This window comes from Mesorhizobium sp. C120A, from assembly GCF_030323105.1.
Taxonomy (GTDB): Bacteria; Pseudomonadota; Alphaproteobacteria; order Rhizobiales; family Rhizobiaceae; genus Mesorhizobium.
The window spans coordinates 4422034-4447546 of the sequence record NZ_CP100476.1; the positions used below are offsets into that span (position 1 = coordinate 4422034).

General features: G+C 63.8%; 26 protein-coding genes. 5 read left to right on the forward strand and 21 right to left on the reverse strand.

The genetic code is table 11. The features are described from left to right. Position 1 precedes the first annotated feature (1 nt). The gene (locus tag NL532_RS21535) at positions 2-1000 is read left to right on the forward strand and encodes a glycosyltransferase family 2 protein (protein WP_023753647.1); all 999 of its coding nucleotides are present in this window, start codon (positions 2-4) and stop codon (positions 998-1000) included. 77 nt (positions 1001-1077) lie between these two features. Here the strand turns inward: NL532_RS21535 and NL532_RS21540 are convergent, their stop codons facing one another. The 19 genes from NL532_RS21540 to NL532_RS21630 all read right to left on the reverse strand — a co-directional run bounded on the left by NL532_RS21540 (position 1078) and on the right by NL532_RS21630 (position 20381). Continuing rightward, on the reverse strand, positions 1078-3219 hold the full coding sequence (locus NL532_RS21540; protein ID WP_023689501.1) for a sodium-translocating pyrophosphatase: 2142 nt from the start codon (positions 3217-3219) through the stop codon (positions 1078-1080). A gap of 260 nt (positions 3220-3479) precedes the next feature. Beyond that, positions 3480-4247 carry an ABC transporter permease gene (locus NL532_RS21545; protein ID WP_023829434.1) on the reverse strand — a complete coding sequence of 256 codons (768 nt, stop codon included), beginning with the start codon at positions 4245-4247 and terminating at the stop codon, positions 3480-3482. Then, positions 4244-5182 (reverse strand): ABC transporter ATP-binding protein, encoded by a 939-nt coding sequence (locus tag NL532_RS21550; RefSeq protein WP_023747586.1) that lies wholly within the window; start codon positions 5180-5182, stop codon positions 4244-4246. Before NL532_RS21550 ends, NL532_RS21545 begins: the two co-directional genes overlap by 4 nt. Then, a complete protein-coding gene (locus NL532_RS21555) occupies positions 5179-6342 on the reverse strand; it encodes an ABC transporter permease (RefSeq protein WP_023689504.1) in 1164 nt (387 codons plus the stop codon). Before NL532_RS21555 ends, NL532_RS21550 begins: the two co-directional genes overlap by 4 nt. Positions 6343-6658: 316 nt before the next feature. Then, positions 6659-7570, reverse strand: coding sequence for a glycine betaine ABC transporter substrate-binding protein OsmF (gene osmF, locus NL532_RS21560; protein WP_023689505.1), 912 nt, complete (start codon positions 7568-7570; stop codon positions 6659-6661). 177 nt (positions 7571-7747) lie between these two features. Further along, entirely contained in the window at positions 7748-8965 is a 1218-nt protein-coding gene (locus NL532_RS21565; RefSeq protein WP_023829433.1) for an MFS transporter, read from the reverse strand. Then, complete coding sequence (gene nusB / locus NL532_RS21570) at positions 8962-9462, reverse strand: transcription antitermination factor NusB (protein WP_023669355.1); 501 nt, start codon at positions 9460-9462, stop codon at positions 8962-8964. Before nusB ends, NL532_RS21565 begins: the two co-directional genes overlap by 4 nt. Beyond that, complete coding sequence (ribH, locus tag NL532_RS21575; protein WP_023829432.1) at positions 9459-9953, reverse strand: 6,7-dimethyl-8-ribityllumazine synthase; 495 nt, start codon at positions 9951-9953, stop codon at positions 9459-9461. The genes nusB and ribH overlap by 4 nt, the downstream gene beginning before the upstream one ends. Before the next feature lie 78 nt (positions 9954-10031). Then, positions 10032-10211, reverse strand: coding sequence for a hypothetical protein (locus NL532_RS21580; protein ID WP_032900137.1), 180 nt, complete (start codon positions 10209-10211; stop codon positions 10032-10034). Next, complete coding sequence (locus NL532_RS21585) at positions 10211-10828, reverse strand: riboflavin synthase (RefSeq protein ID WP_023708666.1); 618 nt, start codon at positions 10826-10828, stop codon at positions 10211-10213. The genes NL532_RS21580 and NL532_RS21585 overlap by 1 nt, the downstream gene beginning before the upstream one ends. Position 10829: 1 nt before the next feature. Then, the gene (ribD, locus tag NL532_RS21590) at positions 10830-11960 is read right to left on the reverse strand and encodes a bifunctional diaminohydroxyphosphoribosylaminopyrimidine deaminase/5-amino-6-(5-phosphoribosylamino)uracil reductase RibD (protein ID WP_023829430.1); all 1131 of its coding nucleotides are present in this window, start codon (positions 11958-11960) and stop codon (positions 10830-10832) included. Positions 11961-11962: 2 nt separating this feature from the next. Next, positions 11963-12457, reverse strand: a complete 495-nt coding sequence (gene nrdR, locus NL532_RS21595; RefSeq protein ID WP_023669351.1) for a transcriptional regulator NrdR — start codon at positions 12455-12457, stop codon at positions 11963-11965. Between the two features lie 138 nt (positions 12458-12595). Next, on the reverse strand, positions 12596-13180 hold the full coding sequence (locus NL532_RS21600; protein WP_023829429.1) for an invasion associated locus B family protein: 585 nt from the start codon (positions 13178-13180) through the stop codon (positions 12596-12598). Between the two features lie 80 nt (positions 13181-13260). Next, positions 13261-14574, reverse strand: a complete 1314-nt coding sequence (gene glyA / locus NL532_RS21605) for a serine hydroxymethyltransferase (protein WP_023669349.1) — start codon at positions 14572-14574, stop codon at positions 13261-13263. Between the two features lie 171 nt (positions 14575-14745). Next, positions 14746-16392 (reverse strand): Na+/H+ antiporter, encoded by a 1647-nt coding sequence (locus NL532_RS21610; protein ID WP_023826076.1) that lies wholly within the window; start codon positions 16390-16392, stop codon positions 14746-14748. Positions 16393-16575: 183 nt separating this feature from the next. Beyond that, positions 16576-17829 (reverse strand): L,D-transpeptidase family protein, encoded by a 1254-nt coding sequence (locus tag NL532_RS21615; RefSeq protein ID WP_023682396.1) that lies wholly within the window; start codon positions 17827-17829, stop codon positions 16576-16578. Positions 17830-18208: 379 nt separating this feature from the next. Continuing rightward, the gene (gene ldtR, locus NL532_RS21620) at positions 18209-18724 is read right to left on the reverse strand and encodes a transcriptional regulator LdtR (RefSeq protein WP_023826077.1); all 516 of its coding nucleotides are present in this window, start codon (positions 18722-18724) and stop codon (positions 18209-18211) included. A 203-nt stretch (positions 18725-18927) separates the two neighbouring features. Next, the gene (locus NL532_RS21625) at positions 18928-19350 is read right to left on the reverse strand and encodes a DUF6163 family protein (protein ID WP_023682398.1); all 423 of its coding nucleotides are present in this window, start codon (positions 19348-19350) and stop codon (positions 18928-18930) included. Next, a complete protein-coding gene (locus NL532_RS21630; RefSeq protein ID WP_023826078.1) occupies positions 19347-20381 on the reverse strand; it encodes an enoyl-CoA hydratase/isomerase family protein in 1035 nt (344 codons plus the stop codon). The genes NL532_RS21625 and NL532_RS21630 overlap by 4 nt, the downstream gene beginning before the upstream one ends. Positions 20382-20561: 180 nt before the next feature. On the opposite strand from NL532_RS21630, the gene NL532_RS21635 reads away from it, so the two are divergent. Beyond that, positions 20562-21068 (forward strand): pyridoxamine 5'-phosphate oxidase family protein, encoded by a 507-nt coding sequence (locus tag NL532_RS21635; protein WP_031203301.1) that lies wholly within the window; start codon positions 20562-20564, stop codon positions 21066-21068. An 88-nt stretch (positions 21069-21156) separates the two neighbouring features. Continuing rightward, on the forward strand, positions 21157-22212 hold the full coding sequence (gene hemB, locus NL532_RS21640) for a porphobilinogen synthase (protein WP_023826080.1): 1056 nt from the start codon (positions 21157-21159) through the stop codon (positions 22210-22212). Positions 22213-22246: 34 nt separating this feature from the next. Here hemB and NL532_RS21645 read toward each other — a convergent pair whose 3' ends face one another. Then, positions 22247-22573 carry a DUF1330 domain-containing protein gene (locus NL532_RS21645; RefSeq protein ID WP_023673003.1) on the reverse strand — a complete coding sequence of 109 codons (327 nt, stop codon included), beginning with the start codon at positions 22571-22573 and terminating at the stop codon, positions 22247-22249. Between the two features lie 176 nt (positions 22574-22749). Between NL532_RS21645 and NL532_RS21650 the strand changes: the two genes are divergently transcribed. Next, a complete protein-coding gene (locus tag NL532_RS21650) occupies positions 22750-23445 on the forward strand; it encodes a winged helix-turn-helix transcriptional regulator (protein ID WP_023682403.1) in 696 nt (231 codons plus the stop codon). A gap of 108 nt (positions 23446-23553) precedes the next feature. After that, entirely contained in the window at positions 23554-24198 is a 645-nt protein-coding gene (locus tag NL532_RS21655; protein ID WP_023682404.1) for a dihydrofolate reductase family protein, read from the forward strand. A 185-nt stretch (positions 24199-24383) separates the two neighbouring features. Here NL532_RS21655 and ppk2 read toward each other — a convergent pair whose 3' ends face one another. Beyond that, positions 24384-25304, reverse strand: a complete 921-nt coding sequence (gene ppk2, locus NL532_RS21660) for a polyphosphate kinase 2 (protein ID WP_023682405.1) — start codon at positions 25302-25304, stop codon at positions 24384-24386. Positions 25305-25513 lie beyond the last annotated feature (209 nt).

A 25513-nucleotide genomic window follows, 5' to 3' on the forward strand; every position in this document is an offset into this window, starting at 1 on the left:
CGTGGAAGCATCGGCGCAGCGCGACCAGGCCGGCGGCGAACCGCTGGTCTCGATCGTGATCGCGACGCACAACCGGCCGGCAGCGCTGCGGCAGGCATTGACCAGCGTCATGCGCCAGACGTTGCAAGACTGGGAAGCCTTGGTCATCGGCGACGATTGCAGGCCGGATACGGCGGCCGTTGTCGCTGAATTTGACGATGCCCGCATCGTCTACATCGATCTTCCCGTCAATTTCGGCGAACAGTCCGGTCCCAACAATATCGGCTTTGCCAGGGCGCGTGGCCGCTTCGTCGCCTTGCTCAACCACGACGATCTGTGGTTTCCCGACCATTTGGCGGCGATGACCGGCTGGATCGACGCCTCGGGCGCCGACGTGGTACTGGCGCGCGGTGCCGTCATCCAGCCGCCGTCGGCGGCCGGCAATCCTGTCAATTCGATCTTCGGGATCGGCAAGGATGGTTTTTACGACCCCGTCACGACGGAAGGATTTGGCTCGGCACACATGTTTCGCCGCGCTTCGTTCAGCCTGCTCGGACCTTGGCGACCCGCCAGCCAGTGCTTTTGCGAAAGCTCGCAGGACTGGCTGTTTCGGGCATGGCGAAAGGGCGCGGTGATCGCGACGATGCCGCACCTCACGGTGATCAAGTTGCATTCCGGCATACGCAAGGGTTCCTATCTCGGCGACAATGCGCAGGAACAGAAGGATCTTCTGGATGCCATGCAGACGCCGGACGCCTTGCGCGTGAAAATCCTTGGCTGCGCGGGCGAACCCATTCGCCTGGCGGCATCGAGTTATCTCAGGCGCAGGCTGATGGCGGCTCTTGGCATCCATCCCCGCGCCCGCGCCTTCCGCCGCAAGTATAAGCGAGGCGCCTTCCTTGCCAAGCTGCGGCGCCTGCGTGGCCTGGCGCCGATGCCTGAGCGCGAACCTGGCGTGAGCGAATTGCTGGATCGCTACAGCAAGCGCGGCGATGTGGGGACCGAGCCGGATGAGGGTTGACTGCCACCAGCGTAAATCTCAAACAAAAACCCGCGGGATCGCTCCCGCGGGTTTGTTCCTGAAGCAGTGGCGTTGCCTTAGCCGTGCGCGAGCACGGCCAGCAGCAGAAGCGCCACGATGTTGGTGATCTTGATTGCCGGGTTGACCGCCGGGCCGGCGGTGTCCTTGTAGGGATCGCCAACCGTGTCGCCGGTGACCGAAGCCTTGTGCGCTTCGGACCCCTTGAGGTGCTTGACGCCGTCCTTGTCGACAAAACCGTCCTCGAACGACTTCTTGGCATTGTCCCAGGCGCCGCCGCCCGAAGTCATCGAGATGGCGACGAACAGGCCGTTGACGATGACGCCGAGCAACGAGGCGCCGAGTGCCGCAAAGGCGGACGCCTTGGAGCCCGAGATCAGCTGCACGCCGAAATAGACGACGAGCGGCGCCAGCACCGGCAGCAGCGAGGGGATGATCATTTCGCGGATCGCCGCCTTGGTCAGAAGGTCGACGGCGCGGGCATAGTTCGGCTTGGAGGTGCCGGCCATGATGCCCGGATCCTCGCGGAACTGCTTGCGCACCTCCTCGACGATGGCGCCCGCCGCGCGGCCGACGGCCGTCATGGCGATGCCGCCGAACAGGTACGGGATCAGGCCGCCAAAGATCAGGCCGGCGACAACATAGGGATTGGAGAGGTCGAAGGAGACATCGCCCATGCCCTGGAAGTATGGATATTTGTCGCCATTGGCGGCAAAGAACTTCAAATCGTTCGAATAGGCCGCAAACAGCACCAGCGCGCCAAGACCGGCCGAACCGATGGCATAGCCCTTGGTCACCGCCTTGGTGGTGTTGCCGACCGCGTCGAGCGCGTCGGTGGAGTGGCGCACTTCCTTGGGCAGGCCGGCCATTTCGGCAATGCCGCCGGCATTGTCGGTGACCGGGCCGAAGGCGTCGAGGGCGACGATCATGCCGGCCAGGCCGAGCATGGTGGTGACCGCGATCGCCGTCCCGAACAGGCCGGCGAGCTGGTAGGTCGAGATGATGCCGCCGACGATGACGATTGCCGGCAGTGCGGTCGATTCCAGCGACACCGCAAGTCCCTGGATGACGTTGGTGCCGTGACCGGTCACCGAGGCCTGGGCGATGGAGTTCACCGGGCGCTTGTTGGTGCCGGTATAGTATTCGGTGATCACCACGATGAGACCGGTCACAACGAGACCGATCAGGCCGCAGATGAACAGGTTCTTGCCGATGATGGTCATGCCGGCGACGGTGCCGACCTCGCCCCAGCCGACGGTTGCCGAGGTAGCGACACCGAGACCGACGATCGACAGCAGGCCGGTGACGATCAGGCCTTTGTAGAGGGCGCCCATGATCGAGCCGTTGGAACCGAGCTTGACGAAGAAGGTGCCGACGATCGAGGTCAGGATACAGGCGCCGCAGATGGCGAGCGGATAGAGCATCGCCGCACCCAGAGCGGCGGTTCCGCCGAAGAAGATGGCAGCCAGCACCATGGTGGCAACGACGGTCACCGCATAGGTCTCGAAGAGGTCGGCGGCCATGCCGGCGCAATCACCGACATTATCGCCGACATTGTCGGCGATGGTGGCCGGGTTGCGCGGATCGTCTTCGGGAATACCGGCTTCGACCTTGCCCACGAGATCGCCGCCGACGTCGGCGCCCTTGGTGAAGATGCCGCCGCCCAGACGGGCGAAGATCGAGATCAGCGAAGCGCCGAAGCCGAGCGAAACCAGCGCATCGATGACGATGCGGTCATTGGGCTGCAGGCCCATCGGGCCGGTCAGAATATAGTAGTAAATCGACACGCCGAGCAGCGCCAGGCCAGCCACCAGCATACCGGTGATGGCGCCCGACTTGAAGGCGATGTCGAGACCGGCGGCGAGGCTGTTGGACGCCGCCTGCGCGGTGCGCACATTGGCGCGCACCGAGACGTGCATGCCGATGAAACCGGCGGCGCCCGAAAGCACGGCGCCGATCAGGAAGCCGACTGCGGCGGTGATCGAAAGCAGCCACCAGGCGAGCACGAGCACGACCACGCCGACGATGGCGATGGTGGTGTACTGGCGCGCCAGATAGGCCTGCGCGCCTTCGCGGATGGCGGCGGAGATTTCCTGCATGCGTGCATTGCCCTGATCGGCTGCAAGAACCGATCGTGTCGCCCAGATGGCGTAAAGGATTGAAAGCAAGCCGCAGGCGATGACGGCAGAAATGATGGTCATTGCCGAATTTTCCTCGATTGATGGCCCAAAAGAACCCCTCCCTGGGCCGTTGGTGCGGGGAGCGGATAAGCCTAGGCGGAATCCGTCCTTCGCAGCGGTGTATGCGAAACACGGCTCGGAACGTCAAGATATTGTTCGGTTTTTGCCCCGCTTTCAGCCAAAAGGTTTAGGCCACAACATTCCCATTGCCGATGCCCTGCTATTAGATCGATTGAAATCACGCCGCGTCAGTCAATGCTTTGCCCGCAGTCCAGCGAAGGTCAGTCGCCAGTCTCCTGCCCCATCTTGCGCGCCGTATAGCGCTCGATGGCGGACAGTCCGTCATAGATCAGCACCGCCAGCGCCGCGACGATCAGGCCGCCTTGCAGGACGAAGGCGAGATTGTTGGACAGCAGGCCGGCGATGATCACCTCGCCCAGCGTCTTGGCGGCAACCGTCGAGCCGATCGTCGCCGTGGCCAGGCTGATCACCACCGACAGCCTTATTCCTCCCAGAATGATCGGCGCGCTCAGCGGCAATTCGACCTTGACCAGTCTTTGCCAGCCCGTCATGCCGGCGCCGCGCGCGGCCTCCATGATGTTGCCCGGCAGCGTTGTGAGGCCGGTCAGCGCGTTCTCGAAGATCGGCAGCAGGCCGTAGAGAAACAGCGCAATCAGCGTCGGCTTCTCGCCGAAACCGACGGCGGGCACCGCCAGCGCCAGCACCGCCACCGGCGGAAAGGTCTGGCCGATATTGACCAGACTGCGCGACAGCGGCAGGAATTCGGCGCCCGCCGGCCTGGTCACCAGGATGGCAAGCGCCACGGCAACGATGGTTGCGGCGACGGTAGCGATCAGCACGGTCCTGAGATGCACCAGGGTCAGCGTCAGCAGGCTGCCCTGATTGTAGATCGCCGGCGCATTGTTTTCGGTCAGCGGCTTCAACAGCGGCTCGAACCAGCCGGGATTGGTAACGAAGGCTATGAGAAGCACCACCAGGGCAAGCCTGAGCAGCGAAGGCAGCCAGGCTTTTAGACCGGCCCCTTTCATGCCGGTCTCGCCGCGCGCTTCACCAGCCCGTCGACGGTGACGCGGCCGAGAGGCTTGCCGTCTTCGCCCTTGACCGGCAGCGCCGGCCGGCCCGACCACAGAAGCTCGGCCAGCGCGTCGCGCTGGCTGGCGTCGCCTGGGATCGCCTCGCCTTCGGCAGTCCCCTTTTCCACGGCGTCGCGCACGCGGCCGAGCGACAAGAGCCGGAACGGCTTTTCGCTGGCGCCGACCAGGGTTTCGACGAAGGCGTTCGCCGGCCGCGCCAGGATCTCTTCCGGCTTGGCGTATTGCACCAGCTTTCCGGCATCCATGACGGCGATCTTGTCGCCCATGTGGACCGCCTCCTCCATGTCGTGGGTAACGAGGATGATGGTGGTGCCGAAGCGCTTCTGGATTGCCAGCAGGTCCTCCTGCGCCTTGGTGCGGATGATCGGGTCGAGTGCGCCGAACGGTTCGTCCATCAGAAGCACATTGGGCTCGGCGGCGAGCGCGCGGGCGACGCCGACACGCTGCTGTTGCCCGCCGGACAGTTCGTGCGGGTAGCGCGGGCCATAGGCCTCGGGGTCGAGCTGGTAGAGTGTCATCAACTCATCGACGCGGGCCTTGATGCGGTCCTTGTCCCAGCCCAGCAGGACCGGCACGGTGGCGATGTTCTGCGCAACGGTGCGGTGCGGGAACAGGCCGTGGCCCTGGATAGCGTAGCCGATGCTGCGGCGCAGCTCGTAGCCGGGCAGCGTGCGGTTGTCGTTGCCGTCGAGCTTGATGACGCCGGCGGTCGGCTCGACCAGCCGGTTGATCATTCGCAGCAGCGTCGTCTTGCCGGAACCGGAGGTACCGACAATGACGCAAACCGTACGCGGCTCGACGACCATGGACACGTCGTCGACCACGGTCGTCGCGTCATAGCGCTTGGTAATGCCTTCGATCTCGATCATGCCGTTTCAACCCTGCGCCTGGTGGCGGTCATTTCGATCACTGCGTCGAGGATGATGGCCGCGGCGAAGGCCAGCGCCACCGTCGGCACGGCGCCGAGCAGCACCAGGTCCATTGCGGTCTGGCCGACGCCCTGGAAGACGAAGACGCCAAAGCCGCCGCCGCCGATCAGTGCGGCGATGGTGGCCAGGCCGATGTTCTGCACCAGCACGATGCGGATGCCGGTGAGGATCACCGGAAAGGCCAACGGAAACTCGACGCCGAACAGGCGCTGGCCATCGGTCATGCCCATGCCGCGCGCTGCATCATTGGCCGCGCGGGGTACGCCGGCAAGCCCGACCACGGTGTTGGCCACCACCGGCAGCAGCGAATAGAGGAACAAAGCCACGAAGGCGGGCGCGGTGCCGATGCCTCTGATACCGAGCGCTGCGGCACCCGGAACATGCGCGGCGACCCAGCCCAGCGGCGCGATCAGCAGGCCGAACAGCGCGATCGAGGGTATGGTCTGGACGATGTTGAGCACATTGAGCACGCCGGCCCGCAACCGTTCGACGCGGTGGCACAGGATGCCGAGCGGCAGGCCGACGATCACCGCCGCCGCCAGCGACCCCAGCGCCAGCGTGATGTGCTTGGAGCCTTCGGCCCAGAAACTATCGGCGCGGTTTGCATATTCCTTGAGGATCGACAGGCTGTCCCACTGCCCCGATATCAGCAACAAGCCGATGGCCAGCGCCGCGAGGACGAGCACGCCGACGCGGGCCGGTGGCGACAGGTTGAGCCTGGTCAGCACGTCGGCGAGCAACAATGTGAAGGCAAAGATCAACAGCCAGAACCCGGAAGCCGGCGAGATGCGGGCGAAGGTGTTGCCGGCCGGCGTCAGGAAGGTGCCGGCGACACCGATCAGGATGGCAAGGGCGGCGAGCGCCACGACGCTTGCGGCCAGGCGCAGGACAAGCGGGGTTTTCAGCAAGGCAACAATTGCGGCCACGACGACGATCGCCAGCAGTAGCGGCCCGACTGTGGCCGGCAGCGCCTCCAGGATCGAGCGCGCCTGACCGGGAACGATACGATTGGCGCGGAAGGTGGCGAACGGAGCCAGAAACGCCGCATAGGCAACGATCGCCGCGATAACCATGCCGAGCTTGTCGAAACGCAGGGTCATGGATGCCCCTCATGAGGAGCGATTTTCCACGTTGCGCAGACTACGCTGGTGATCGGTGCAAGCCGACGCGAAGTCCGATCTCCCCCCTTGCGGGGGAGATGGCCGGCAGGCCAGAGGGGGGTGTGAAGGATCGTCAGCTCTCGAGCGTCGGCCTGTTCGGAAGCAACCCTGTCGAGGCACGCACCTGCTACCGGTTGTGAGGTCGGCGGGACAGCGCCCCCCTCTGTCCTGCCGGACATCTCCCCCGCAAGGGGGGAGATCAGCAGCTTCCAGAGAGGGGTGTCTCGCACCAGCGTCACGATCAGCTATGCGCTGACTACTTCAAAAACCCGTTCTTCTTCAAAAAGTCCTCGGCGACACCCTTGACCGGCTCGCCGCCGACCTGGACGCGGCCGTTGAGTTCCTGCAGCGTGACGAGGTCGAGCTTGGCGAACACCGGCTTCAACAGCGTCTCGATCTCCGGATGCTCTTTCAGCACCGCTTCGCGGATGATCGGCGCCGGCTGGTAGACCGGCTGCACGCCCTTGTCGTCGGCGAGCACGACCAGGCCGGACGGCGCGATGCCGCCGTCGGTGCCGTAGACCATGGCGGCGTTGGCGCCGTTGGTCTGGTTGGCGGCAGCACCGATTGTCGCGGCGGTGTCGCCGCCCGAAAGCGTGATCAACTGCTCCGGCTTCAGCGTGAAGCCGTAAGTGGTCTGGAACGCCGGCAGGGCTGCCGCCGAATTGACGAACTCAGCCGACGCCGCCAAAACCACCGTGCCGCCGCCGGCGACGTATTTGCCGAAGTCGGTCAGGGTCGCCAGCTTGTTGGTCTCGGCAACCTCCTTGCGCAGCGCGATCGCCCAGGTGTTGTTGGCCGGTGACGGCGACAGCCAGACGATCTTGTTGGCGTCATAGTCGAGCTTCTTGGCGGTCTCATAGGCCTTGGCGGCATCCTTCCAGACCGGATCGTCGGCCTTCTCGAAGAAGAAAGCGGCATTGCCGGTGTACTCGGGATAGATGTCGATCTCGCCGGCGGTGATCGCCTTGCGTACCACCGGCGTGCCGCCGAGCTGGATGCGGTCGGTGGTCTTGATGTTGTTGGCGTTGAGCACAAGCTGGATGATGTTGCCGAGCACGCCGCCCTCGGTGTCGATCTTCGAGGAGACGACCACCTGGGCATTGGCGGAGGCGGCCGTGATGCCGAGCGCCAACGCCGCGCCGGCCAGAATCTTGACTGAAAACATTGTGAAAACCCCTTGCTTTGGACCGAAATGCGGTGGCCGCATATGAGCATGGCTTCAACGCCCCGTCGGGGCACACGGTTTCATAACAATGGGTACAGACGCAATAATTTTGTGCGGTCGCCGCGATTCGGTCGGCGCCATGCTGACAGGTCGTGCCAAGCCAAAGATAGAACCGGATCAGGCGCGGGCTTTGCGCGATCCGGTCAGTTTGAGCGCGCCAAGGGCGACGAAACACAGGGCGACGACCGGGAAAACCAGCCAGTTCAGCATCTCCCAGCCCCAGGCATTGTAGATGGCGCCCGACATTAGCGAGGCGAAGGCGACGGAGCCGAACAGGACGAAGTCGTGGAAGCCCTGCACCTTGCTCTTTTCGGACGGATGGTAGCTGTCGGCGACCATGGAGGTGGCGCCGATGAAGGCGAAATTCCAGCCGAGGCCAAGCAGGATCAGCGCCGTCCAGAACTGCCACAAATGCAGGCCGGACAATGCCACCGCGGCGCAGCCGATGAGCAGGACCAGGCCGATTGCGACGATGCGTTCGGCGCCGAAGCGATGGATCAGCGATCCGGTGAAGAAGCTCGGCGAAAACATCGCCATCACATGCCAGGAAATGCCGAGCGTGGCGTCGTCCGTCGACAGGCCGCAGCCGACCATGGCCAGCGGCGCGCCGGTCATGACGAAACTCATCAGCGCATAGCTGCCGACGGCGCAAAACAGTGCCGCGACGAAACGCGGCCGGGTGACGATCTCGGACAGCGGCCGGGCGTCGCTTGACGCGACTTCCGCGTGGCCGGGAGCCTTGGCCGGGATGCGCAGGAATGACAGGATGATGGCGCCGGCCGCCGCCAGAACCGGAATGGCCACGAACGAGCCGGCAAACATCACCGGCGCCAGCAATTCGCGGGTGAAGATGACGATCTGCGGCCCGAGAATCGCGGTGATGACGCCGCCGGCCAGCACGAAGGAAATGGCGCGCGCCTTGAATTCGGGCGGAGCATTATCGGCGGCGGCGAAGCGGAACTGCTGGACGAAGGCGCCGCCGACGCCGATCACCAGCAGCGCGAAAGCGAACAGCCAGAAGCTGGCGTGGAACAGAGCCAACGTGGAGATGACGCCGCCAAGCGCGGTGACGATGGTGCCGGTCATGAAACCGCCGCGCTGGCCGAGCCAACGGATGATGGCCGCGGCCGGCAACGCGCCGAGCGCCACGCCGATGTTGAAGCCGGTGATTGGCGCCGTTGCCAGCGACTTATCGGGGCCAAGCAGATATTGCCCGGCCAGCCCGCCCATGGAAATGGCAATCGGCGCGGCCGAACCGATAATCGCCTGCGACGTCGCCAGGATGATCGCCGTGCGGCGCGCGTCCCGTGCTGCGCCGGCGACGGTGCCGGTCACAATGCGTCCTTGCCGCGCCCCTCGCCCCGCACCCGGCGCGACACACGGTCGAGCACGGCGTTGGTCAGCTTCGGCTCGTCTTCCTCGTAGAAGGCCTTGGCGATGTCGACATATTCCGAAACGATGACGGCCACCGGCACGTCGTCGCGCTTCATCAGTTCGTAGACGCCAGCGCGCAGGATGGCGCGCAACGTCGAATCGAGTCTGGACAGCGGCCAGTCTTCCGTCAGCGCCTGGCGTATGATCGGATCGATGGTCGTCTGGTTCTCGACGACGCCGGCCAGGATGGCGCGGAACCACTGCGCGTCGGCCTCCCGATAAAGCGCGCCGTCGACTTCCTTGCCGAGCCGGAACGCCTCGTATTCGGCGGTGATCTCGAAGACGCCGCTGCCGGCCACGTCCATCTGGTAAAGCGCCTGCACGGCGGCCAGACGGGCGGCGCCACGCTTATTGGCATGGCGTGTCGCGGGCTGGCCGGGCGAAGCGGGTTCGCTCACGATTGCGCTCCCAGCTTCTCCTTGAGCGCGATCATGGTCAGCGCCGCGCGCGCGGCAAAGCCGCCCTTGTCGCCCTCCGAGCGCTTGGCGCGCGTCCAGGCCTGCGCGTCGTTCTCGGTGGTCAGGATGCCGTTGCCGATCGCAATCGCTTCCTGCACCGAGAGATCCATCAGCGCGCGGCTCGATTCATTGGCGACGATGTCGAAATGATGAGTGTCGCCACGAATGATGGTGCCGAGCGCGACAAAACCATCATAGTCCTTGCCGCCCTCGCCCATGCCGTCGAGCGCAAAAGTGATCACTGCTGGAATTTCCAGCGAACCGGGAACGGTGATGACGTCATAGGTCGCGCCGGCTTCGTCGAGCGCGCTCGTCGCGCCGTCGAGCAGCGCGTCGGCAAGATCGTCATGAAAGCGCGCCTCGATAATCAGAAGGTGGGCCTTCTTCTTCGGGCGAATGAACGCTTTGCCGTGTTGGGATGTGCCTGCCATGAATGTCTCCGGGGGTAGCCGGTGACTTAGGCCGAAGCCGGTTTGATCGCAAGCGGAAGATTGCTGGAGGTGAGGCCGTCAGATACCGGTAGCCTCGCGATACCGACGCACTGTATCGCGAAGACGATCGTTTATGAGCTGAGCATTGATCAGAGCTTCAGGGAAAACCTTGCGATCGTTGACCGACAAACTGAGGCCGAGCGCGTCCTCAGTGTGGAGCTCTTCCCGCTGCCCGAAGTGAATTTCGTCTTTTGTCATCACAAACCTTCCTTCGCGGCCTCGACCAGCCGCGCGGCGTAGCGGGCCATGGTGTCGATCTCGAGGTTGACCTTGTCGCCGACCTTGCGCTCGCCCCAGGTGGTCACGGTCAGCGAATGATGGATCAACAGCACGTCGAAACGGGCGCCTTCGACCTTGTTGACGGTGAGTGAGGTGCCGTCGAGTGCGACGGAACCCTTGGGCGCGATGAATTTCGCCAGTTCGCGCGGCGCCTCCAGCGTGAAGCGAACGGCATCGCCTTCATCCTTGCGCTCGGCGATTTCGGCCATGCCATCGACATGACCCGACACGATGTGGCCGCCGAGTTCGTCGCCGATCTTCAGTGCCCGCTCGAGATTGACCTTGGTGCCTGATTTCCAGCCCGACGCCGTGGTCAGCCTCAGTGCCTCTTCCCAGGCTTCGACCTCGAACCAGCGGGCGTTCGAGCCGCCATCTGGCAGCGCCGTCACCGTCAGGCAGACGCCGCCGCAGGAGATCGAGGCACCGATGGCGATCGTCGCGGGGTCATAGGCGGTGTCGATGCGCAGGCCGACGCCTTCGCTCAGCGGCTTGACGGCCGCGACGGTGCCGATATCGGTGACAATTCCAGTGAACATTTCAGATATCTCTCACCCATTCGGCATAGCTGTCTTCCCCGAAGCGCATCTCGCGCAATTTGCGGAAGCCTGCCGGGATATGGTTGGCGTCGATGGGCGATGCAATGCCGCCCTCGCCGATCGCTTCCGGTCCCTGGAACAGCACGATGCGGTCGACCAATCCCTCGGCGAGGAAGGCGCTGGCCACCTTGGCGCCGCCTTCGACCAGAACGCTGGCCATGCCGAGCGCGCCGAGATCCTCGAGCAGTTCCGGCAAGGCAATGCCGCCTTCATGGGTTTCGGTGCCGATGAAGCGCACACCGGCACGCTCCAGCACCGACCGCCGCAGCGGGTCGGCCTCCAGGCTCGCGGCGATATAGAGCGGCACCCGGTCGATGCCGGAGACCAGCTTCGAGGCTTCGGGCAGCCTGATCTGGCGGTCGAGCACGATGCGCGCCGGCGAGCGGTTCTCCAGTCCCGGCAGCCGCACGGTGAGCGCCGGATCATCCTCCAGCGCCGTGCCGATGCCGACCAGGATGCCATCGGCTTCGGCGCGCATCAGATAGACTTCGCGGCGGGCGACATCGCCGGTGATCGCGACCTGGCCGGCGCCATGCCTGCCGATCTTGCCGTCGCTGGAAAGCGCAAGCTTCAGAGTCACTTCCGGACGCTTTTTCAGGGATCGAATCAAATAGCCGGCCATCTGCTCGGCGGCTTCCTCAACCAGCACCTTTTCGACCACTTCGATGCCGGCGGCGCGCAGGATGGCATAGCCCTTGCCGGAGACGCGCGGATCGGGATCGCTGGCGGCGCCGACGACCCGCGCCACTCCGGCATTGACCAGCGCGTTGGCGCAAGGCGGGGTGCGGCCATGGTGGGCGCAGGGCTCCAGCGTGACATAGGCGGTGGCACCGCGGGCCAACTCGCCGGCTTCAGCCAGCGCCTCGGTCTCGGCATGCGGCCGGCCGCCAACAGCGGTGACGCCGGTGCCGACGATCATCGGCCCGGCGCCATCGTCGCGAACGATGATGGTGCCGACCGAAGGGTTGGTCGAGGTGCGGCCGGCATTTCGGCGCGAGAGTCTCAGCGCTGCCGCCATGAAACCGCGATCGAGAGCCTGCTGATCGGCCTTCCCTGACGTTTGGGTTGCCATGCTCAGCCGGCGTCCTCTTCGCTCTTCAGCTCGTCGCCCTTGAGCTCGTCGCCTTTGAGCTCACCCAGCACATCGTGGAAATCCTTGGCCTCACGGAAATTGCGATAGACAGAGGCGAAGCGGACATAGGCGACGTCGTCGAGCGACTTCAGCGCTTCCATGACGAGCCGGCCGACCTCGCCCGAGGCGATTTCCGTCTCGCCGGAGCTTTCGAGCTGGCGCACGATGCCGGTGACGGCGCGGTCGATGCGCTCGGGATCGACATTGCGCTTGCGCACCGCGATCTCCACCGAACGCAAGAGCTTGTCGCGGTCGAACGGCACCTTTCTGCCGGACTTCTTCACCACCACGAGGTCGCGCAACTGGACGCGCTCGAAAGTGGTGAAACGGCCACCGCAATCGGGACAGACGCGCCGCCGGCGGATCGCCGCGCCATCCTCGGCGGGGCGCGAATCCTTCACCTGCGTATCTTCGGACTGGCAATAGGGACAGCGCATGGAGAGCCTTCAGGTTGGCGATTCTGGCGGAACGATAGGCTTAGAGGTTTTTGCCGGGACGGCAAAGGTTCGGCAACGGCCGCTCGCGCCCTCAGAGATAGCGAGGCGGGAGGAAAATTGCCAGCCGCGCCAGATATGTCAGGGCGCGACGTCCTTGGTCGGGAAGCCGCAGGACGTTCCGAGGTTGCGGTAGGCCTTGGTGAAGCCATCCATCGGGATGCTGGCGACGGCTTGCTTGCCGAACGTCACGTCGAGCGAGATGACCTGGCGCATGGCCCGCAACAAAGCGAGACTGGTCTTGGCCTGGTTGTCGACGGTCCAGCTCGGGCGGCCGGCATCATTGGAATAGATGGTCGCGGAAACCTTGACGCCGGGGTCGCCGAAGGTCGCGGCGATCTTCTTGCCGGTCGGCAGCTCCTTGTTGGCGATAGTGAACATGATCGCCGGATAGGCATCGGGCGGCAGGGCGTCGCCAGTCGAGATCGAAAGCGTCAGCGTGCCGGCATTGCCGTTGCCGTCGACAAAGGCTGTCGAGGCCGCACAGGTCTTGTGCGAATCCTGGCCGGTGTCGAGCGCATCGATGATGGTGGTCCACCTGCCAAAGGTGTTGGTGGCCGGGATATCCGTGCCCGGCTGCGTCTGCTCCTGGGCGATCGCGCCTGACGCGGTGAAAGCGGCAAGCGAGCCGATGAAGGCCAGAACGGCAGGACGGAACATGCGCATCGTCAGATCTCCAACAGGCCGCGCCGCCCGGACAGCAAGCGGCGCAGAGCGCGGGATAAAAGACGAAGCGCCGCTGGTGGTCAACCGAGATAGGGATAGAGCGGGAAACGATCGGTCAGCGCCACGACCTTTGCCTTCACCGCCGCTTCCACAGCCGCATTGCCTTCGTCGGAATTGGCGACCTTCAGCCCGTCCAGCACTTCGGCGATCAGCTTGCCGATCTCGCGGAACTCGGCCTGGCCGAAGCCGCGCGTGGTGCCGGCCGGCGTGCCTAGACGCACGCCAGAGGTGACGAAAGGCTTTTCCGGATCGAACGGGATGCCGTTCTTGTTGCAGGTGATGTTGGCGCGGCCGAGCGCTGCCTCGGCGCGCTTGCCGGTGGCGTTCTTGGGCCTGAGATCGACCAGCATCAGATGGTTGTCGGTGCCGCCGGAGACGATGTCGAGGCCGGTTTCCTTGAGGCTCGACGCCAGCGCCTTCGCGTTGGCGGCGACACTCTCGGCATAGAGTTTGAAGCTCGGCTTCAGCGCCTCGCCGAAGGCGACCGCCTTGGCGGCGATGACATGCATCAGTGGCCCGCCCTGCAGGCCGGGGAAAACCGCCGAGTTCATCTTCTTGGCGATGTCCTCGTCATTGCACAGGATCATGCCGCCGCGCGGGCCTCGCAACGATTTGTGCGTGGTCGTGGTCACGACATGGGCGTGCGGCAGCGGTGACGGATGCACGCCGCCGGCAACCAGGCCGGCGATATGGGCCATGTCGACCATCAGATAGGCGCCGACCGCATCGGCGATCTCGCGAAAGCGCTTCCAGTCCCAGATGCGCGAATAGGCGGTGCCGCCGGCCAGGATCAGCTTCGGCTTGGTCTCATGCGCGGTCTTTTCGATCGCGTCCATGTCGAGCAGATGGTCGTCCTTGCGCACGCCATAGGAAACGACCTTGAACCATTTGCCGCTCATATTGACGGGCGAGCCGTGAGTCAGGTGGCCGCCGGAGTTCAGGTCGAGGCCCATGAAGGTATCGCCCGGCTGCAGCAGCGCCAGGAAGACCGCCTGGTTCATCTGGCTGCCGGAATTCGGCTGGACATTGGCGAAGTTGCAGCCGAACAGCTTTTTGGCGCGCTCGATGGCGAGTTCCTCGGCGACGTCGACGAACTGGCAGCCGCCATAATAGCGCTTGCCCGGATAACCCTCGGCGTATTTGTTGGTCATGATCGAGCCCTGCGCCTCGAGCACGGCGCGCGAAACGATGTTTTCCGAGGCGATCAGCTCGATCTCGTGACGCTGGCGGCCAAGCTCGTTGCGGATCGAGCCGAAGATCTCCGGATCGGCATCTTCCAGCGTGGTTTCGAAGAAGGATTCGAATTTGTTCGACGCTGCCGCTGCAGTTGCCATGGCCTGAAATCCTTCGGTTCGGGGCATTTATCTATGTATATCGTTGCCCCGAAACCGCTGCACGGTTCCGGGCGACATGCATTGCCGCGCCATTAACACAGTTGTTTTCGCCTCGCCACGTTTGCAGCGCGAAATTTGCTGGCCGGATTGCGCCAGAGCGGCCCTGAACCGCTATTTTCGCTCCTGCCGCCCCTGCAGCAAGGCTTCGGTGAGCGTGATCTCGGTAAACAGCGCCCGCGCCGTATGGTCGTTGATCGCGCCGCTGCTTAACATGTCGCGCACGGCGATGCGCTCGGCCTCGATGCCGGCAAGCCGCATTTCGAGCTCCAGCCGCCCGGCTTCGCGGGCCTCCGCCCGGGCGTCGTCGGCCTCGTCCGAGGTGGCGATGCGGCGCCGGTAGCCGGCGACGATGTTTTCGGCGGCGGCAAGCCTGGCGCCGGGGACCTCGCCCTGGTCGTCGTCGCTGGCGCCCGCCATGCTTTCGACGCGGGCGATGGCCGCCTTGGCGGCGCCGATGCGGGCGAGACGCTCCTCGATGGCGCTGCCATCCTCGCCCGGCTCGACCAGTCCGTGCGCTATCTTCGGCAGCGCCACGCTGGCGATGGCGAGCGAACAGATGATGACGCCGGCGGCGAGGAAGATCACCAGGTCGCGCGCCGGAAAAGACGAGCCGTCCGGCATGGCAACCGGCAGCGACAGGATGCCGGCCAGCGTGATCGCGCCGCGCACGCCCGCCACCGAGCCGGCAAGCCGCACACGCATGCCAAACGGCTCGGCCTTGCGCTTTCCCCATTTTGCCTTGAGGCCTGCCGCGATATCGCCGACCCAGATCCAGAGGAAGCGCAGCGCGATCAGGCACAGCGTCAGCGCTATCACCGTCGCGACCGGCTGGATGATCGGGTAATGGCCGGTCAGTTCGGGCGGCACGCGGCGAATGATTTCGGGAAGCTGCATGCCGAGCACGATGAACAGCGCGCCATTGTAGACGAAGGACAAGGTCGTCCACAGCGAGATCGTCTGCATGCGCGCCGAGACGCCGAGGAAGCGGAAGACGCCGGAGCCGCCGGTCAAAAGCCCGGCGGTGACCGCCGCCAGAATACCTGAGGCATGCAGATGTTCGGCGACGAGATAGGCAATGAAGGGCAGCAGGACCATGACCAGAACCTGCGCCTCGGCCGGAACGCCGCCGATGCGATTCAGAAGCTGCAGCAGCCTGGCGGCGATGAACAACGCAGCGATGCCGGCCAGGATGCCGATGGCGACGGCATAGACGAAGGACAGCGATGCATCGGCGAAGGAAAAGCTGCCGGTCACGGCGGCGGCGACGGCGAAGCGGAACATGACCAGGCCCGAGGCGTCGTTGAGCAGCGCCTCGCCTTCCAGAATATGCATCAGCCGCGCCGGCACCAGGCTTCTGTCGACGATCGAGGACACCGCCACGGCGTCGGTCGGGGACAGCACGGCGGCGAGCGCGAAGGCGACGACCAGCGGGATGCTCGGCACCAACCAGTGCAAGGCATAACCGAAGCCGACAATGGTAAAGAAGACCAGCCCGATGGCCAGATCGAGGATCGGTCCGCGCAGCGCGATCAGCTCGCGTTTTGGCGCTCCATAGGCATCGCCGAACAAAAGCGGCGGAATGAACACCAGCAGGAAGAGTTCGGGGTCGATCTCGACATGGATGCCTTTCACCGGCCAGGCGAGCGCGGCGCCGATGGCAATCTGCAGCACCGGCAGCGGCACCCGAACCAACCGCACCAGTGCGCCGGAAAGAGCGACGAAGACCAGCACGGCGAGGATGAAGATTGCGACCTGCATGGCGCGATTCCGGCTGTTTTGAGGACCATGCGCAATTGCCGTTAGTCCGTCCAGATGGGCCTGCGGCGCAACGTCCGGCAGTGTTCATGGCCTGCATGGCTGGCGGCCACCAGTCTTCTTCTGTTGGGATGTCGAACGGAAAAGGCCACCTTGCGGTGGCCTTTCCTGAAGGAGATCAGCAGCTTAGAGCGAAGAGGTGATCTGCAGTTCGCTGGCGCCATCGAGCGCGTAGACGTCGTCGCGGAACTGCACGACGCCCGGACCCGTCGACCAGGCCGACACATAGAGGAAGTGGACCGGAACCGGGTTGACGACCTGCACCGGCGTGTTCTCGCCGGTCTTGATGGTCGCCTCGAAATGCTGGCGGTCCCAGCCGGGTGTGTCGCGCAGGATCCATGTGACGAGGTCGCGCACGTTCTGGACACGCACGCAGCCCGAGGAATCGAAGCGCATCATCTTGCCGAACAGGCTTTGCTGCGGCGTATCGTGCATGTAGACGCCGTCGGGGCTGGGGAAGTTGATCTTGACCGAAGCCATGGCGTTGCCGGAACCCGGATCCTGGCGGAAGCGGTATTTTGCGGCATCATCCGTCGACCAATCGACAGTCATCGGATCGACTTCGCTGCCATCCGGCGCAAACAGGCGGATATGGCTGTCCTTGAGATAGTCGGGGTTCTTCCGCATCAGCGGAATGATGTCCTTGCGCACGATCGAGACCGGCGCGTTCCAGTAAGGATTGACGATGATCTCGTTGATCTTGGAATTGACCACCGGGGTCTGGCGGTCGATCTTGCCGACGATTGCGGTGTGGCGCAGCACGACGCGATCGTTCTCGACCGCCTCGATCTGTGCCGCCGGGATATCGACCAGCACATAACGGCTGCCCAGCGTGCCGGCCTTTTCGCGCAGGCGCTCCAGATTGGTCTGCAGCTGACCGAGGCGGATCTGCGCCGAAACGTTCATCGCGGCATAGGTGTATTTGCCCATGGCGCCGTCGGCCGGCAGGCCATGGCGCGCCTGGAAGCGCTTGACCGCGGCGTCGACGTAGGAATCGAACGACGTCGAAATGCCGGCGCTCTGCGCCAGGTCGCCCGAAACCATCAGCCGCTTGCGCAGCGGCACCACGTCCGGATCGTCGACGCCAAGCTGCAGCTTCTTGGTCGCTGGCACCTCGCCCCAGCCGCCCTGGGCGACGATGTTCTGATACTGCGCCACCGCCTGTTCGGTGAAGGCGACCGTCTGCAGGCTGAAGATCGGCAGCGTCGAGGCGACCTTGCCGCCTTCGGAGGCGCGGGCGTCGAACTGGTCGTCCCAATTGCCACGGTTCGAAGACTTCAGGATATCGTCGATCACATCCTGCGCGCTGGCGGCATTGGCAACCATGGCAACGGCGAGCGCGGAAGCTCCGGAAAGGAAAAAGCGGCGGCTGGTTCTCATGGACGTTCCAGACATTCTTGTCGTGTTTGGCTTGTAGCGTTTGGCTGTTGCAGCGTTCGGCTACGTGCTCGATGTTGGGCGATATCGCCCGCACTCTAAAGTTGGCACTGTTAACAATTAGCCAACCATGACCTGCGTCACCTGGCCGTCAAAAGCGGACGGCGATGCGACCTTACAGGCGCGCGAACAGCTTTCGCCGCCGCATACCCACAGCCCTCGCTTCCACCGCGAATATGGCGGCAACGTGGCTTTGCGCCGAATTGGAAGCGCAGGCGGCTCGAAAAAGAAAAGGCCGGTGCTTTTCGGCACCGGCCTGTTGACTGAGACTTGCCTCCGGCCGCGCTTCTTCCGGCGCAGCTGCTATTCAATGGCCCGCTGATTACATCCGGTAGGCGATGGTGTCGTTCCAGAAGCGGTCGAGGCGCTGCAGCGCGCGGTTCATCTGCTTGAACTCTTCGCTGTTGATGCCGCCGACCTGTTCGATCGAGCCGACATGGCGCTCATAGAGACCGGCGACGACTTCCGCCACTTCATTGCCCTTCGGCGTCAGCGAAACGCGGACCGAACGGCGGTCGATGCGCGAGCGCTGGTGGTTGATGAAGCCGAGATCGACCAGCTTCTTCAGATTGTAGGAGACGTTCGAGCCGAGATAGTAGCCACGCGAGCGCAGCTCGCCGGCGGTCAGCTCGGAGTTGCCGATGTTGAACAGAAGCAGCGCCTGGATGGCATTGATGTCGGAACGGCCATTGCGGTCGAACTCGTCCTTGATCACGTCAAGCAGACGGCGATGCAGACGCTCGACCAGCTGCAGCGATTCCATGTAAAGCGAACGGATAGCCTCGCGGCGATCGTCGGATACGTGGGCGGTCTTCGCCGCCGGACGCGAATTGATCATTGTCTTTGCCTCTCGTTTGTCGCCCTGGTGATTTTTTGTTTTTCACCTTGATTGCGACACTATCGAATACTCATAAAATTCGACTTAAACGCTAGGGCTAACAAGAGCTTACCGGTAATAGGTTTCGCAAGACGCTTAACGAACGGTCACCCGAGCAAGGATAATTAACCTAAAGATTTAGCCAATGGCTGCGGGGCGGCGTTTCAGGCGCGCGCAGGGCGCTTGCGCATCCAGATGACGACGCGGAAGGCGATGTAGAGCAGCGCGACCGCGGCATGCGAGAAGACGATCAGCGGCCGGTGGCCGTAGAGATCGGGGAAGCCGGCATACATTATGGTCTCGGTGACAGCACAGATGAACCAGATCACCGGGCCCCACGACGCCAGCATCCACAGGCCGGCGGCGGCGAAGGGGAAGAACACGGCCAGCATCACCGCCACGACCTGCCAGTGCACCGGCATCAGGTCGAAGCGCCACAGCGGGCCGGGATAAAAACCGATCAGCCGGATCCAGTACAGGATGCCGAACAGCAGGCAATAGCCAGCTATGACGCGCTGGAACCAGGCGAAGATGATCTCGACGCCCGAGGGCTGCAGCACGATGCGCCGCGACGTGACCTCGCTCACAGTTCGAGCTCCCGTTCGAGCGGCGCGAAATAGGCGTCCACCGAAGCAGCGTCGACCTCGGCCAGGCTTGCCGGCCGCCACTGCGGCGTCGAACCCTTGTCGACGAGGACGGCGCGGATGCCTTCATAGAAGTCGTGCCCGGCCAGCATGCGGTTGAGGATGCGGAACTCCATCTTCATGCAGGCTTCCATCGACAGCGTCAGCCCGGCGCTGATCTGGCGCCACGCGACATTGAGGCTGGTCGGCGAGCGGGTGCGGATGGTGGCCAGCGTCTTGGCGGCAAACTCGTCGGCGCCTGCCGCCCGCTCCAGGCTCTTGAGGATTTCGGCGAGCGAGGGTTGGGAAAAATGCCGGGCGATGGCTTCCAGCACCGGCTGGGCGGTTTCGCGCCGGGCCGGCACGAAGAAGCCGCGCAGCACCGATTCCGGATCGCCATTGGCGCAGAGCCGATCGAGAAAGGCGGATTGGTCGGCGGCCTTTATGGTGTGGGTGGCCAGGCCAGACCACAGCGCATCGCCATAGCGGATGCGGTTGCCGGTCAGCGCCAGATACATGCCGAAACTGCCGCCAAGGTCAGGCAGAAGATGGCTGCCGCCGACATCCGGGAAGAAACCGATGCCGACTTCGGGCATGGCGAACTGGGCGTTCTCGGTCAGCACGCGCTGCGAGCCGTGGAACGAGATGCCGACGCCGCCGCCCATCACGATCCCGTCGATCAGCGCGACGTAGGGCTTTTTGTAACTGTTAATGCGGGCGTTAAGCCGGTATTCGTCGGCGAAGAACTCGACCGGCGGCTTTCCGGCGCGGGCCTCGTAGACGTGCATGATGTCGCCGCCGGCGCAAAACGCCCTGCCCTCGGCCTTGACGACGACGACATCGATGCCGGCGTCGCGCTCAAAAGCGTCGAGCGCCTTGTCCAGCGCCTTGATCATGCGATGTGTCAGCGCATTGAGCGCCTGCGGCCGCGTCAGCGTGACGACGCCCGCCTTGCCCAACCGTTCGAAGCGGATCTCGTCGCCGCCAAAATCCATCGTCAGAGAATCCCTCCCCGCGCCTGCGGGACTGAAGTGCTAAAGGTGGCGCATGGGTGCGTCAACCGGCGGGCGCGGTTTGGATTTTCGCAAGGGAACGCGACCGTGCTTTGCCCCCGACAGAAATGCGCGCAAAATTGCCGGGCAAAACAGCCTTTCTTCTGATGCAGGGACAAACGCATGACGCTTGAAACCGCAGCGCCGAGCCATGGCTGGGAGATGCCGAAAAAGTTCGACCCGGATGATGTTCTCAGCCGCCCGCTGATGGCCAATCTGGCGACCGTGACCGCTGACGGCGCGCCGCTCAACGCGCCGATGTGGTTCATCTGGGAGGACGCTGCGATCTGGCTGCTCGGCTCGACCGGGGCAAGTGCTGTCAAACACCTCGAACGCGACCCGCGCTGCGCCGTGGAGATCGTCCATTTCGACAATGAGGCCGGCATCCTGCTGCATCTCGGCCTGCGCGGCTCCGCCACCATCGAGCCGATGGCGCCGAACCGCTTCAAACGGCTGCTGCACAAATATCTCGGCCCGGAGGCGACCTGGAACCGCTGGTTCATCGACAATGTCGCCGACATCGGCCATCCGGACGGGCGCCTGATCCGGCTTGCCCCGAAGAGCATCTTCACCAACAATGTGTCGTTCTTCAAAACCGGCCCCGAGCTGGCGTGGCCGCCGAAGCCGTAAGCAGCGCGTTATCGACTGGCACAATCGTGTCGCATTGGTCAGCGGCAAGGCCTCGTGGTAAAAGCCGCCCCGACCCGGAGTTTTTGCGATGAACAAATTCACCCCCGCGACGAGCAACAAATTCGCGCCGGCAAAGCCCGCCGGTGCGCGCAGCGTCGACGAGATCACCGGCAGCCGCCGCTTGCGGCGCATGCGCAAGGCCGACTGGTCGCGCCGCCTGGTGCAGGAAAACAGGCTTACGGTGAACGATCTGATCTGGCCGATCTTCGTCATCGACGGCAAGAACACGCGCGAGCCGATCGCCGCCATGCCCGGCGTCTTCCGCCTGTCGCTGGACCTCGCCGTCAAGGAGGCCGAGCGGGCCGCTAAGCTCGGCATTCCGGCGATCGCCACCTTCCCCAATGTTGAACTCAGCCTGCGCGACCAAACGGGATCGCACATCCTCGACCCGGAAAACATCATCAACCGCGCCACCCGCGCCATCAAGGACGCGGTGCCCGAGATCGGCATCATCACCGATGCCGCGCTCGATCCGTTCACCTCGCACGGCCATGACGGCATCTTGCGCGACGGCATCATCGTCAATGACGAGACAGTGGAACAGGTGACCGCCGCGGCCGTCATCCAGGCAGCGGCCGGCGCCGACATCATCGCGCCGTCCGACATGATGGACGGCCGCATCGGCGCCATCCGCGACGCACTCGACGCCAACGGTTTTTCGGATGTGGCGATCATGTCCTATGCGACGAAATTCGCCTCCGCCTTCTACGGCCCCTACCGCGAGGCGGTCGGCACCGCCGGCCTGCTCAAGGGCGACAAGAAGACCTACTATCTCGACCACGCCAATTCCGACGAAGCGGTGCGCGAGGCCGAGCAGGATATCGCCGAGGGCGCCGACATGCTGATGGTCAAGCCCGGCCTGCCCTATCTCGACATCATCCGCCGGCTGAAGGACGAGTTCCAGATGCCGACCTTCGCCTACCAGGTGTCAGGCGAATATTCGATGATCAAGGCGGCGGCCGCCAATGGCTGGATCGACGGCGAAAAGGCAATGCTGGAGAGCCTGCTCGCCTTCAAGCGCGCCGGCTGCGACGGCATCCTGACTTACTTCGCGCCGGAAGTGGCGCAAATGCTGAAGGGATAGCCGGAACCTGGATGCTCCGGGTTCCGGCTTTTCCTCACGCCTTTGGCAAATAAGGAATCGTTCCGGCGAGATCGGTATCGTCGATCAGTTGGAAGCGGCTGTCGCTGCCCTTCCGGCGCTCCGCCACAAACGGAGCGTATTGCGGATCGTTGGTGAAGGCTTCGGCTGCCTTTGCCGACGGAAACGCCATGATGGCGATCAGGCTGGTGTCGAGCGGCTTGCCCTCCAGCGTCTTCACATTGCCGCTGCGGGCGAGATACTTGCCGCCATGCTTGTGGACGAGGTCATGCACCGAAGCGGCATAGGCCGGCACCCATTTGTCGTCCTTCACCTTGATGTCTGCGATCACGTAAGCGGTCATTGTCCAACTCCTCATGGATCGGCACCGGACTGCCCGGTGACGTGACCGCTGCCTCGCATGGCGGCGCCGGACCGCTCCAGTCACAGAACTGTACCGGGGGTGCCAGTACAGCTTCTGTACTGGCTGAACTCAGGTTTTCTGAATAAGGTCCGGCAACATCTTTTGGAGCTCACCACATGACACAAGCCGGTTACAAGCAATTCTGCCCGCTCTCCATGGCCGCCGAGCTGCTCTGCACACGCTGGACCATGGTGCTGCTGCGCGAACTGGTGGCGGGATCGACCCGCTTCAACGATTTGCGCCGCGGCGTGCCGAAAATGTCGCCAACCCTTCTGTCGCAACGGCTCAAGGACCTCGAGGCCGGCGGCATCGTCGAGCGGACCGAGATCGCGACCGAGAAGGGCGTGTTCGAATACCGGCTGACCGAGGCGGGCCGGGATTTGCGCCCGGTTGTCGAGGCGATGGGGTTTTGGGGCCAGAAATGGGTCGAGGCCAGGCTGTCGCTCAAAAACCTCGATCCGTCGCTGCTGATGTGGGACATGCGGCGCAATCTGAACCCCAGCCCGCTGCCGGACGGGCGCACCGTGATACAATTCCTGTACCATGACCTGCCGGCGTCAAAACGATCGTGGTGGCTGATCGTCGAAAAGCAGGGCGAGGTCGATCTTTGCTGGTACGATCCGGGCTTCGACGTCGATCTCTACGTCTCGACCGATCTGTGCACCATGACCTCGATCTGGATGGGGCTGACGACAGTTCATAAGGAACGCGACAAGATCAGCCTGACCGGCGATCTCGACGTCGCCGGCAAGATGCAGATCTGGCTTGGGCTCAGCCCGTTTGCGGTGATGCCGAAGCGCGTGGCGGCTTGAGGTCCCTGCGCATTCCACAGATCGGCTTGCCTCTAAAAACTACTTGCGATATGCAATCGGTTTGGATACTGATTGCAAATCGCAACTGGTCACCAAAGGGAGTCTTCCATGTCCAAACTGCGCGTCAATGCCTTCACCCTGTCGCTCGACGGTTTCGGCGCCGGTCCTGACCAGGACCTGCAAAATCCGCTCGGCGTTGGTGGCGAAGATCTGCACAAATGGATGACCGGCACCCGCACCTTCCACGAGATGGTCGGCAAGGATGGCGGCACCACCGATGTGGACGACCGGTTCACCATCGGCAGCTTCCACAATGTCGGCGCCTGGATCCTCGGCCGCAACATGTTCGGCCCAATCCGCGGCGAATGGCCGGACGAGAGCTGGAAAGGCTGGTGGGGCGACAACCCGCCCTATCATGTGCCGACCTTCGTGCTGACCCATCACAAGCGCGACCCCATTGCGATGGAAGGCGGCACCGTTTTCCACTTCGTCACCGGCGGCATCCACGCCGCGCTCGAACAAGCAAAGGCCGCGGCCGGCGGCAAGGATGTCCGCGTCGGCGGCGGCGTTTCCACCATCCGGCAATATCTGCAAGAGAAGCTCATCGACGAGTTGCATCTGGCGGTGTCGCCAGTGTTGCTCGGGAGGGGCGAGAGCCTGTTTGCCGGGCTGGATATGCTGAAGCTGGGTTACCAGTGCACCGAGCAGGTGGCGACAGCGCTCGCCACGCATGTGACGATCAAGCGGGTGTAGTGGCGAAGTGATAGGCGCAGGCTTCTTTCTCCCCGTTCTACGGGGAGAAATGCCCGGCAGGCAATGAGGGGCAGCGCTGCTTTGGAGGTTAGCAGCGTCCGACGGCTGTGAATTCGTCGCCGGAGCTGCCCCTCATCCGCCCTTCCGGCACCTTCTCCCCGTGAAACGGGGAGAAGGAAAAGTGCTCAATACTTCTCCGGCACGTAAAGCTCGCGCGGCAGGACCTGGCGCTCGTACTCCGGGTTGAACACCCGCTCGGGCAGCGTGATTTCTTCGTGCGGCACGTCCTCATAGGGCAGCTGTTTGAGGAGATGGTCGATGCAGTTCAGCCGCGCCCGCTTCTTGTCGTTGCCTTCGACGATGTACCACGGTGCCTCTGGGATGTTGGTGCGGGCAAACGTCTCTTCCTTGGCCTTGGTGTACTGCTCCCAGCGCACGCGCGACTGCAGGTCCATCGGCGACAGCTTCCACTGCTTCATCGGGTCGTGGATGCGCATCATGAAGCGCATCTGCTGTTCCTCGTCGGTGATCGAGAACCAGTATTTGACCAGCGTGACGCCGGAGCGGACCAGCATGCGCTCGAACTCCGGCACGTCGCGGAAGAACTCTTCGACCTGATCGGGTTCGGCAAAGCCCATCACCCGCTCGACGCCGGAGCGGTTGTACCAGGAGCGGTCGAACAGCACGATCTCGCCGCCGGCCGGCAGATGCGGCACGTAGCGCTGGAAATACCACTGCGATTTTTCGCGCTCGGTCGGCGCCGGCAGCGCCACGACGCGGCAGATGCGCGGGTTGAGGCGCTGGGTGATGCGCTTGATGACGCCGCCCTTGCCGGCGGAATCGCGTCCTTCGAAAACCACCACCAGCTTCTTCTTGTGGTAGGCGACCCAGGACTGCAGCTTGATTAGTTCCGACTGCAAGCCGATCAGGTCGCGGAAATACTGCATGCGGTCGATCGACGGCGGATGCGCGTTCTTGTAGATCTTGGAGATCTCCAGCGACAGCGCCGGCTCCGACATTTCAAGCTCATAGTCCTCGTCGAGCATGTCGGCGAGTTCGGCTTCCAGCCAATCCCTGGCCGGAGAATTCTGCTTCAACTCGGTCATTTCCACTGCTCCGCTTGCCGGCTGACATGAAACCCTGAGCCGACTTGATATAGGCCGGCAATGACGGTTTTATTGCAACCCGCCAGCCAGCCGATCATCGCTGCAAATCGGCGAGGCATGGCTGATCCATCGCCGTGGCATGGCGACAAGCCGCTCAAATTGTCCTACAAATGGCGGACCCGTTCGGGCTTCCCCGCCCTTTCCTGCTA

What these genes read in the sequence shown, in the direction of transcription:
- NL532_RS21610 (WP_023826076.1), bottom strand. Translation starts at nt 16,392, where the DNA reads ATGCAGGTCGCAATCTTCATCCTCGCCGTGCTGGTCTTCGTCGCTCTT.
- NL532_RS21645 (WP_023673003.1), bottom strand. Translation starts at nt 22,573, where the DNA reads ATGACCGCTTACGTGATCGCAGACATCAAGGTGAAGGACGACAAATGG.
- NL532_RS21585 (WP_023708666.1), bottom strand. Translation starts at nt 10,828, where the DNA reads ATGTTCACTGGAATTGTCACCGATATCGGCACCGTCGCGGCCGTCAAG.
- NL532_RS21655 (WP_023682404.1), top strand. Translation starts at nt 23,554, where the DNA reads ATGTCCAAACTGCGCGTCAATGCCTTCACCCTGTCGCTCGACGGTTTC.
- NL532_RS21600 (WP_023829429.1), bottom strand. Translation starts at nt 13,180, where the DNA reads ATGCGCATGTTCCGTCCTGCCGTTCTGGCCTTCATCGGCTCGCTTGCC.
- ppk2 (WP_023682405.1), bottom strand. Translation starts at nt 25,304, where the DNA reads ATGACCGAGTTGAAGCAGAATTCTCCGGCCAGGGATTGGCTGGAAGCC.
- NL532_RS21580 (WP_032900137.1), bottom strand. Translation starts at nt 10,211, where the DNA reads ATGACAAAAGACGAAATTCACTTCGGGCAGCGGGAAGAGCTCCACACT.
- glyA (WP_023669349.1), bottom strand. Translation starts at nt 14,574, where the DNA reads ATGGCAACTGCAGCGGCAGCGTCGAACAAATTCGAATCCTTCTTCGAA.
- NL532_RS21630 (WP_023826078.1), bottom strand. Translation starts at nt 20,381, where the DNA reads ATGGATTTTGGCGGCGACGAGATCCGCTTCGAACGGTTGGGCAAGGCG.
- NL532_RS21555 (WP_023689504.1), bottom strand. Translation starts at nt 6,342, where the DNA reads ATGACCCTGCGTTTCGACAAGCTCGGCATGGTTATCGCGGCGATCGTT.
- ldtR (WP_023826077.1), bottom strand. Translation starts at nt 18,724, where the DNA reads ATGATCAATTCGCGTCCGGCGGCGAAGACCGCCCACGTATCCGACGAT.
- NL532_RS21540 (WP_023689501.1), bottom strand. Translation starts at nt 3,219, where the DNA reads ATGACCATCATTTCTGCCGTCATCGCCTGCGGCTTGCTTTCAATCCTT.
- osmF (WP_023689505.1), bottom strand. Translation starts at nt 7,570, where the DNA reads ATGTTTTCAGTCAAGATTCTGGCCGGCGCGGCGTTGGCGCTCGGCATC.
- ribH (WP_023829432.1), bottom strand. Translation starts at nt 9,953, where the DNA reads ATGGCAGGCACATCCCAACACGGCAAAGCGTTCATTCGCCCGAAGAAG.
- NL532_RS21650 (WP_023682403.1), top strand. Translation starts at nt 22,750, where the DNA reads ATGACACAAGCCGGTTACAAGCAATTCTGCCCGCTCTCCATGGCCGCC.
- ribD (WP_023829430.1), bottom strand. Translation starts at nt 11,960, where the DNA reads ATGGCAACCCAAACGTCAGGGAAGGCCGATCAGCAGGCTCTCGATCGC.
- NL532_RS21550 (WP_023747586.1), bottom strand. Translation starts at nt 5,182, where the DNA reads ATGATCGAGATCGAAGGCATTACCAAGCGCTATGACGCGACGACCGTG.
- hemB (WP_023826080.1), top strand. Translation starts at nt 21,157, where the DNA reads ATGAACAAATTCACCCCCGCGACGAGCAACAAATTCGCGCCGGCAAAG.
- nrdR (WP_023669351.1), bottom strand. Translation starts at nt 12,457, where the DNA reads ATGCGCTGTCCCTATTGCCAGTCCGAAGATACGCAGGTGAAGGATTCG.
- NL532_RS21615 (WP_023682396.1), bottom strand. Translation starts at nt 17,829, where the DNA reads ATGAGAACCAGCCGCCGCTTTTTCCTTTCCGGAGCTTCCGCGCTCGCC.
- NL532_RS21635 (WP_031203301.1), top strand. Translation starts at nt 20,562, where the DNA reads ATGACGCTTGAAACCGCAGCGCCGAGCCATGGCTGGGAGATGCCGAAA.
- NL532_RS21545 (WP_023829434.1), bottom strand. Translation starts at nt 4,247, where the DNA reads ATGAAAGGGGCCGGTCTAAAAGCCTGGCTGCCTTCGCTGCTCAGGCTT.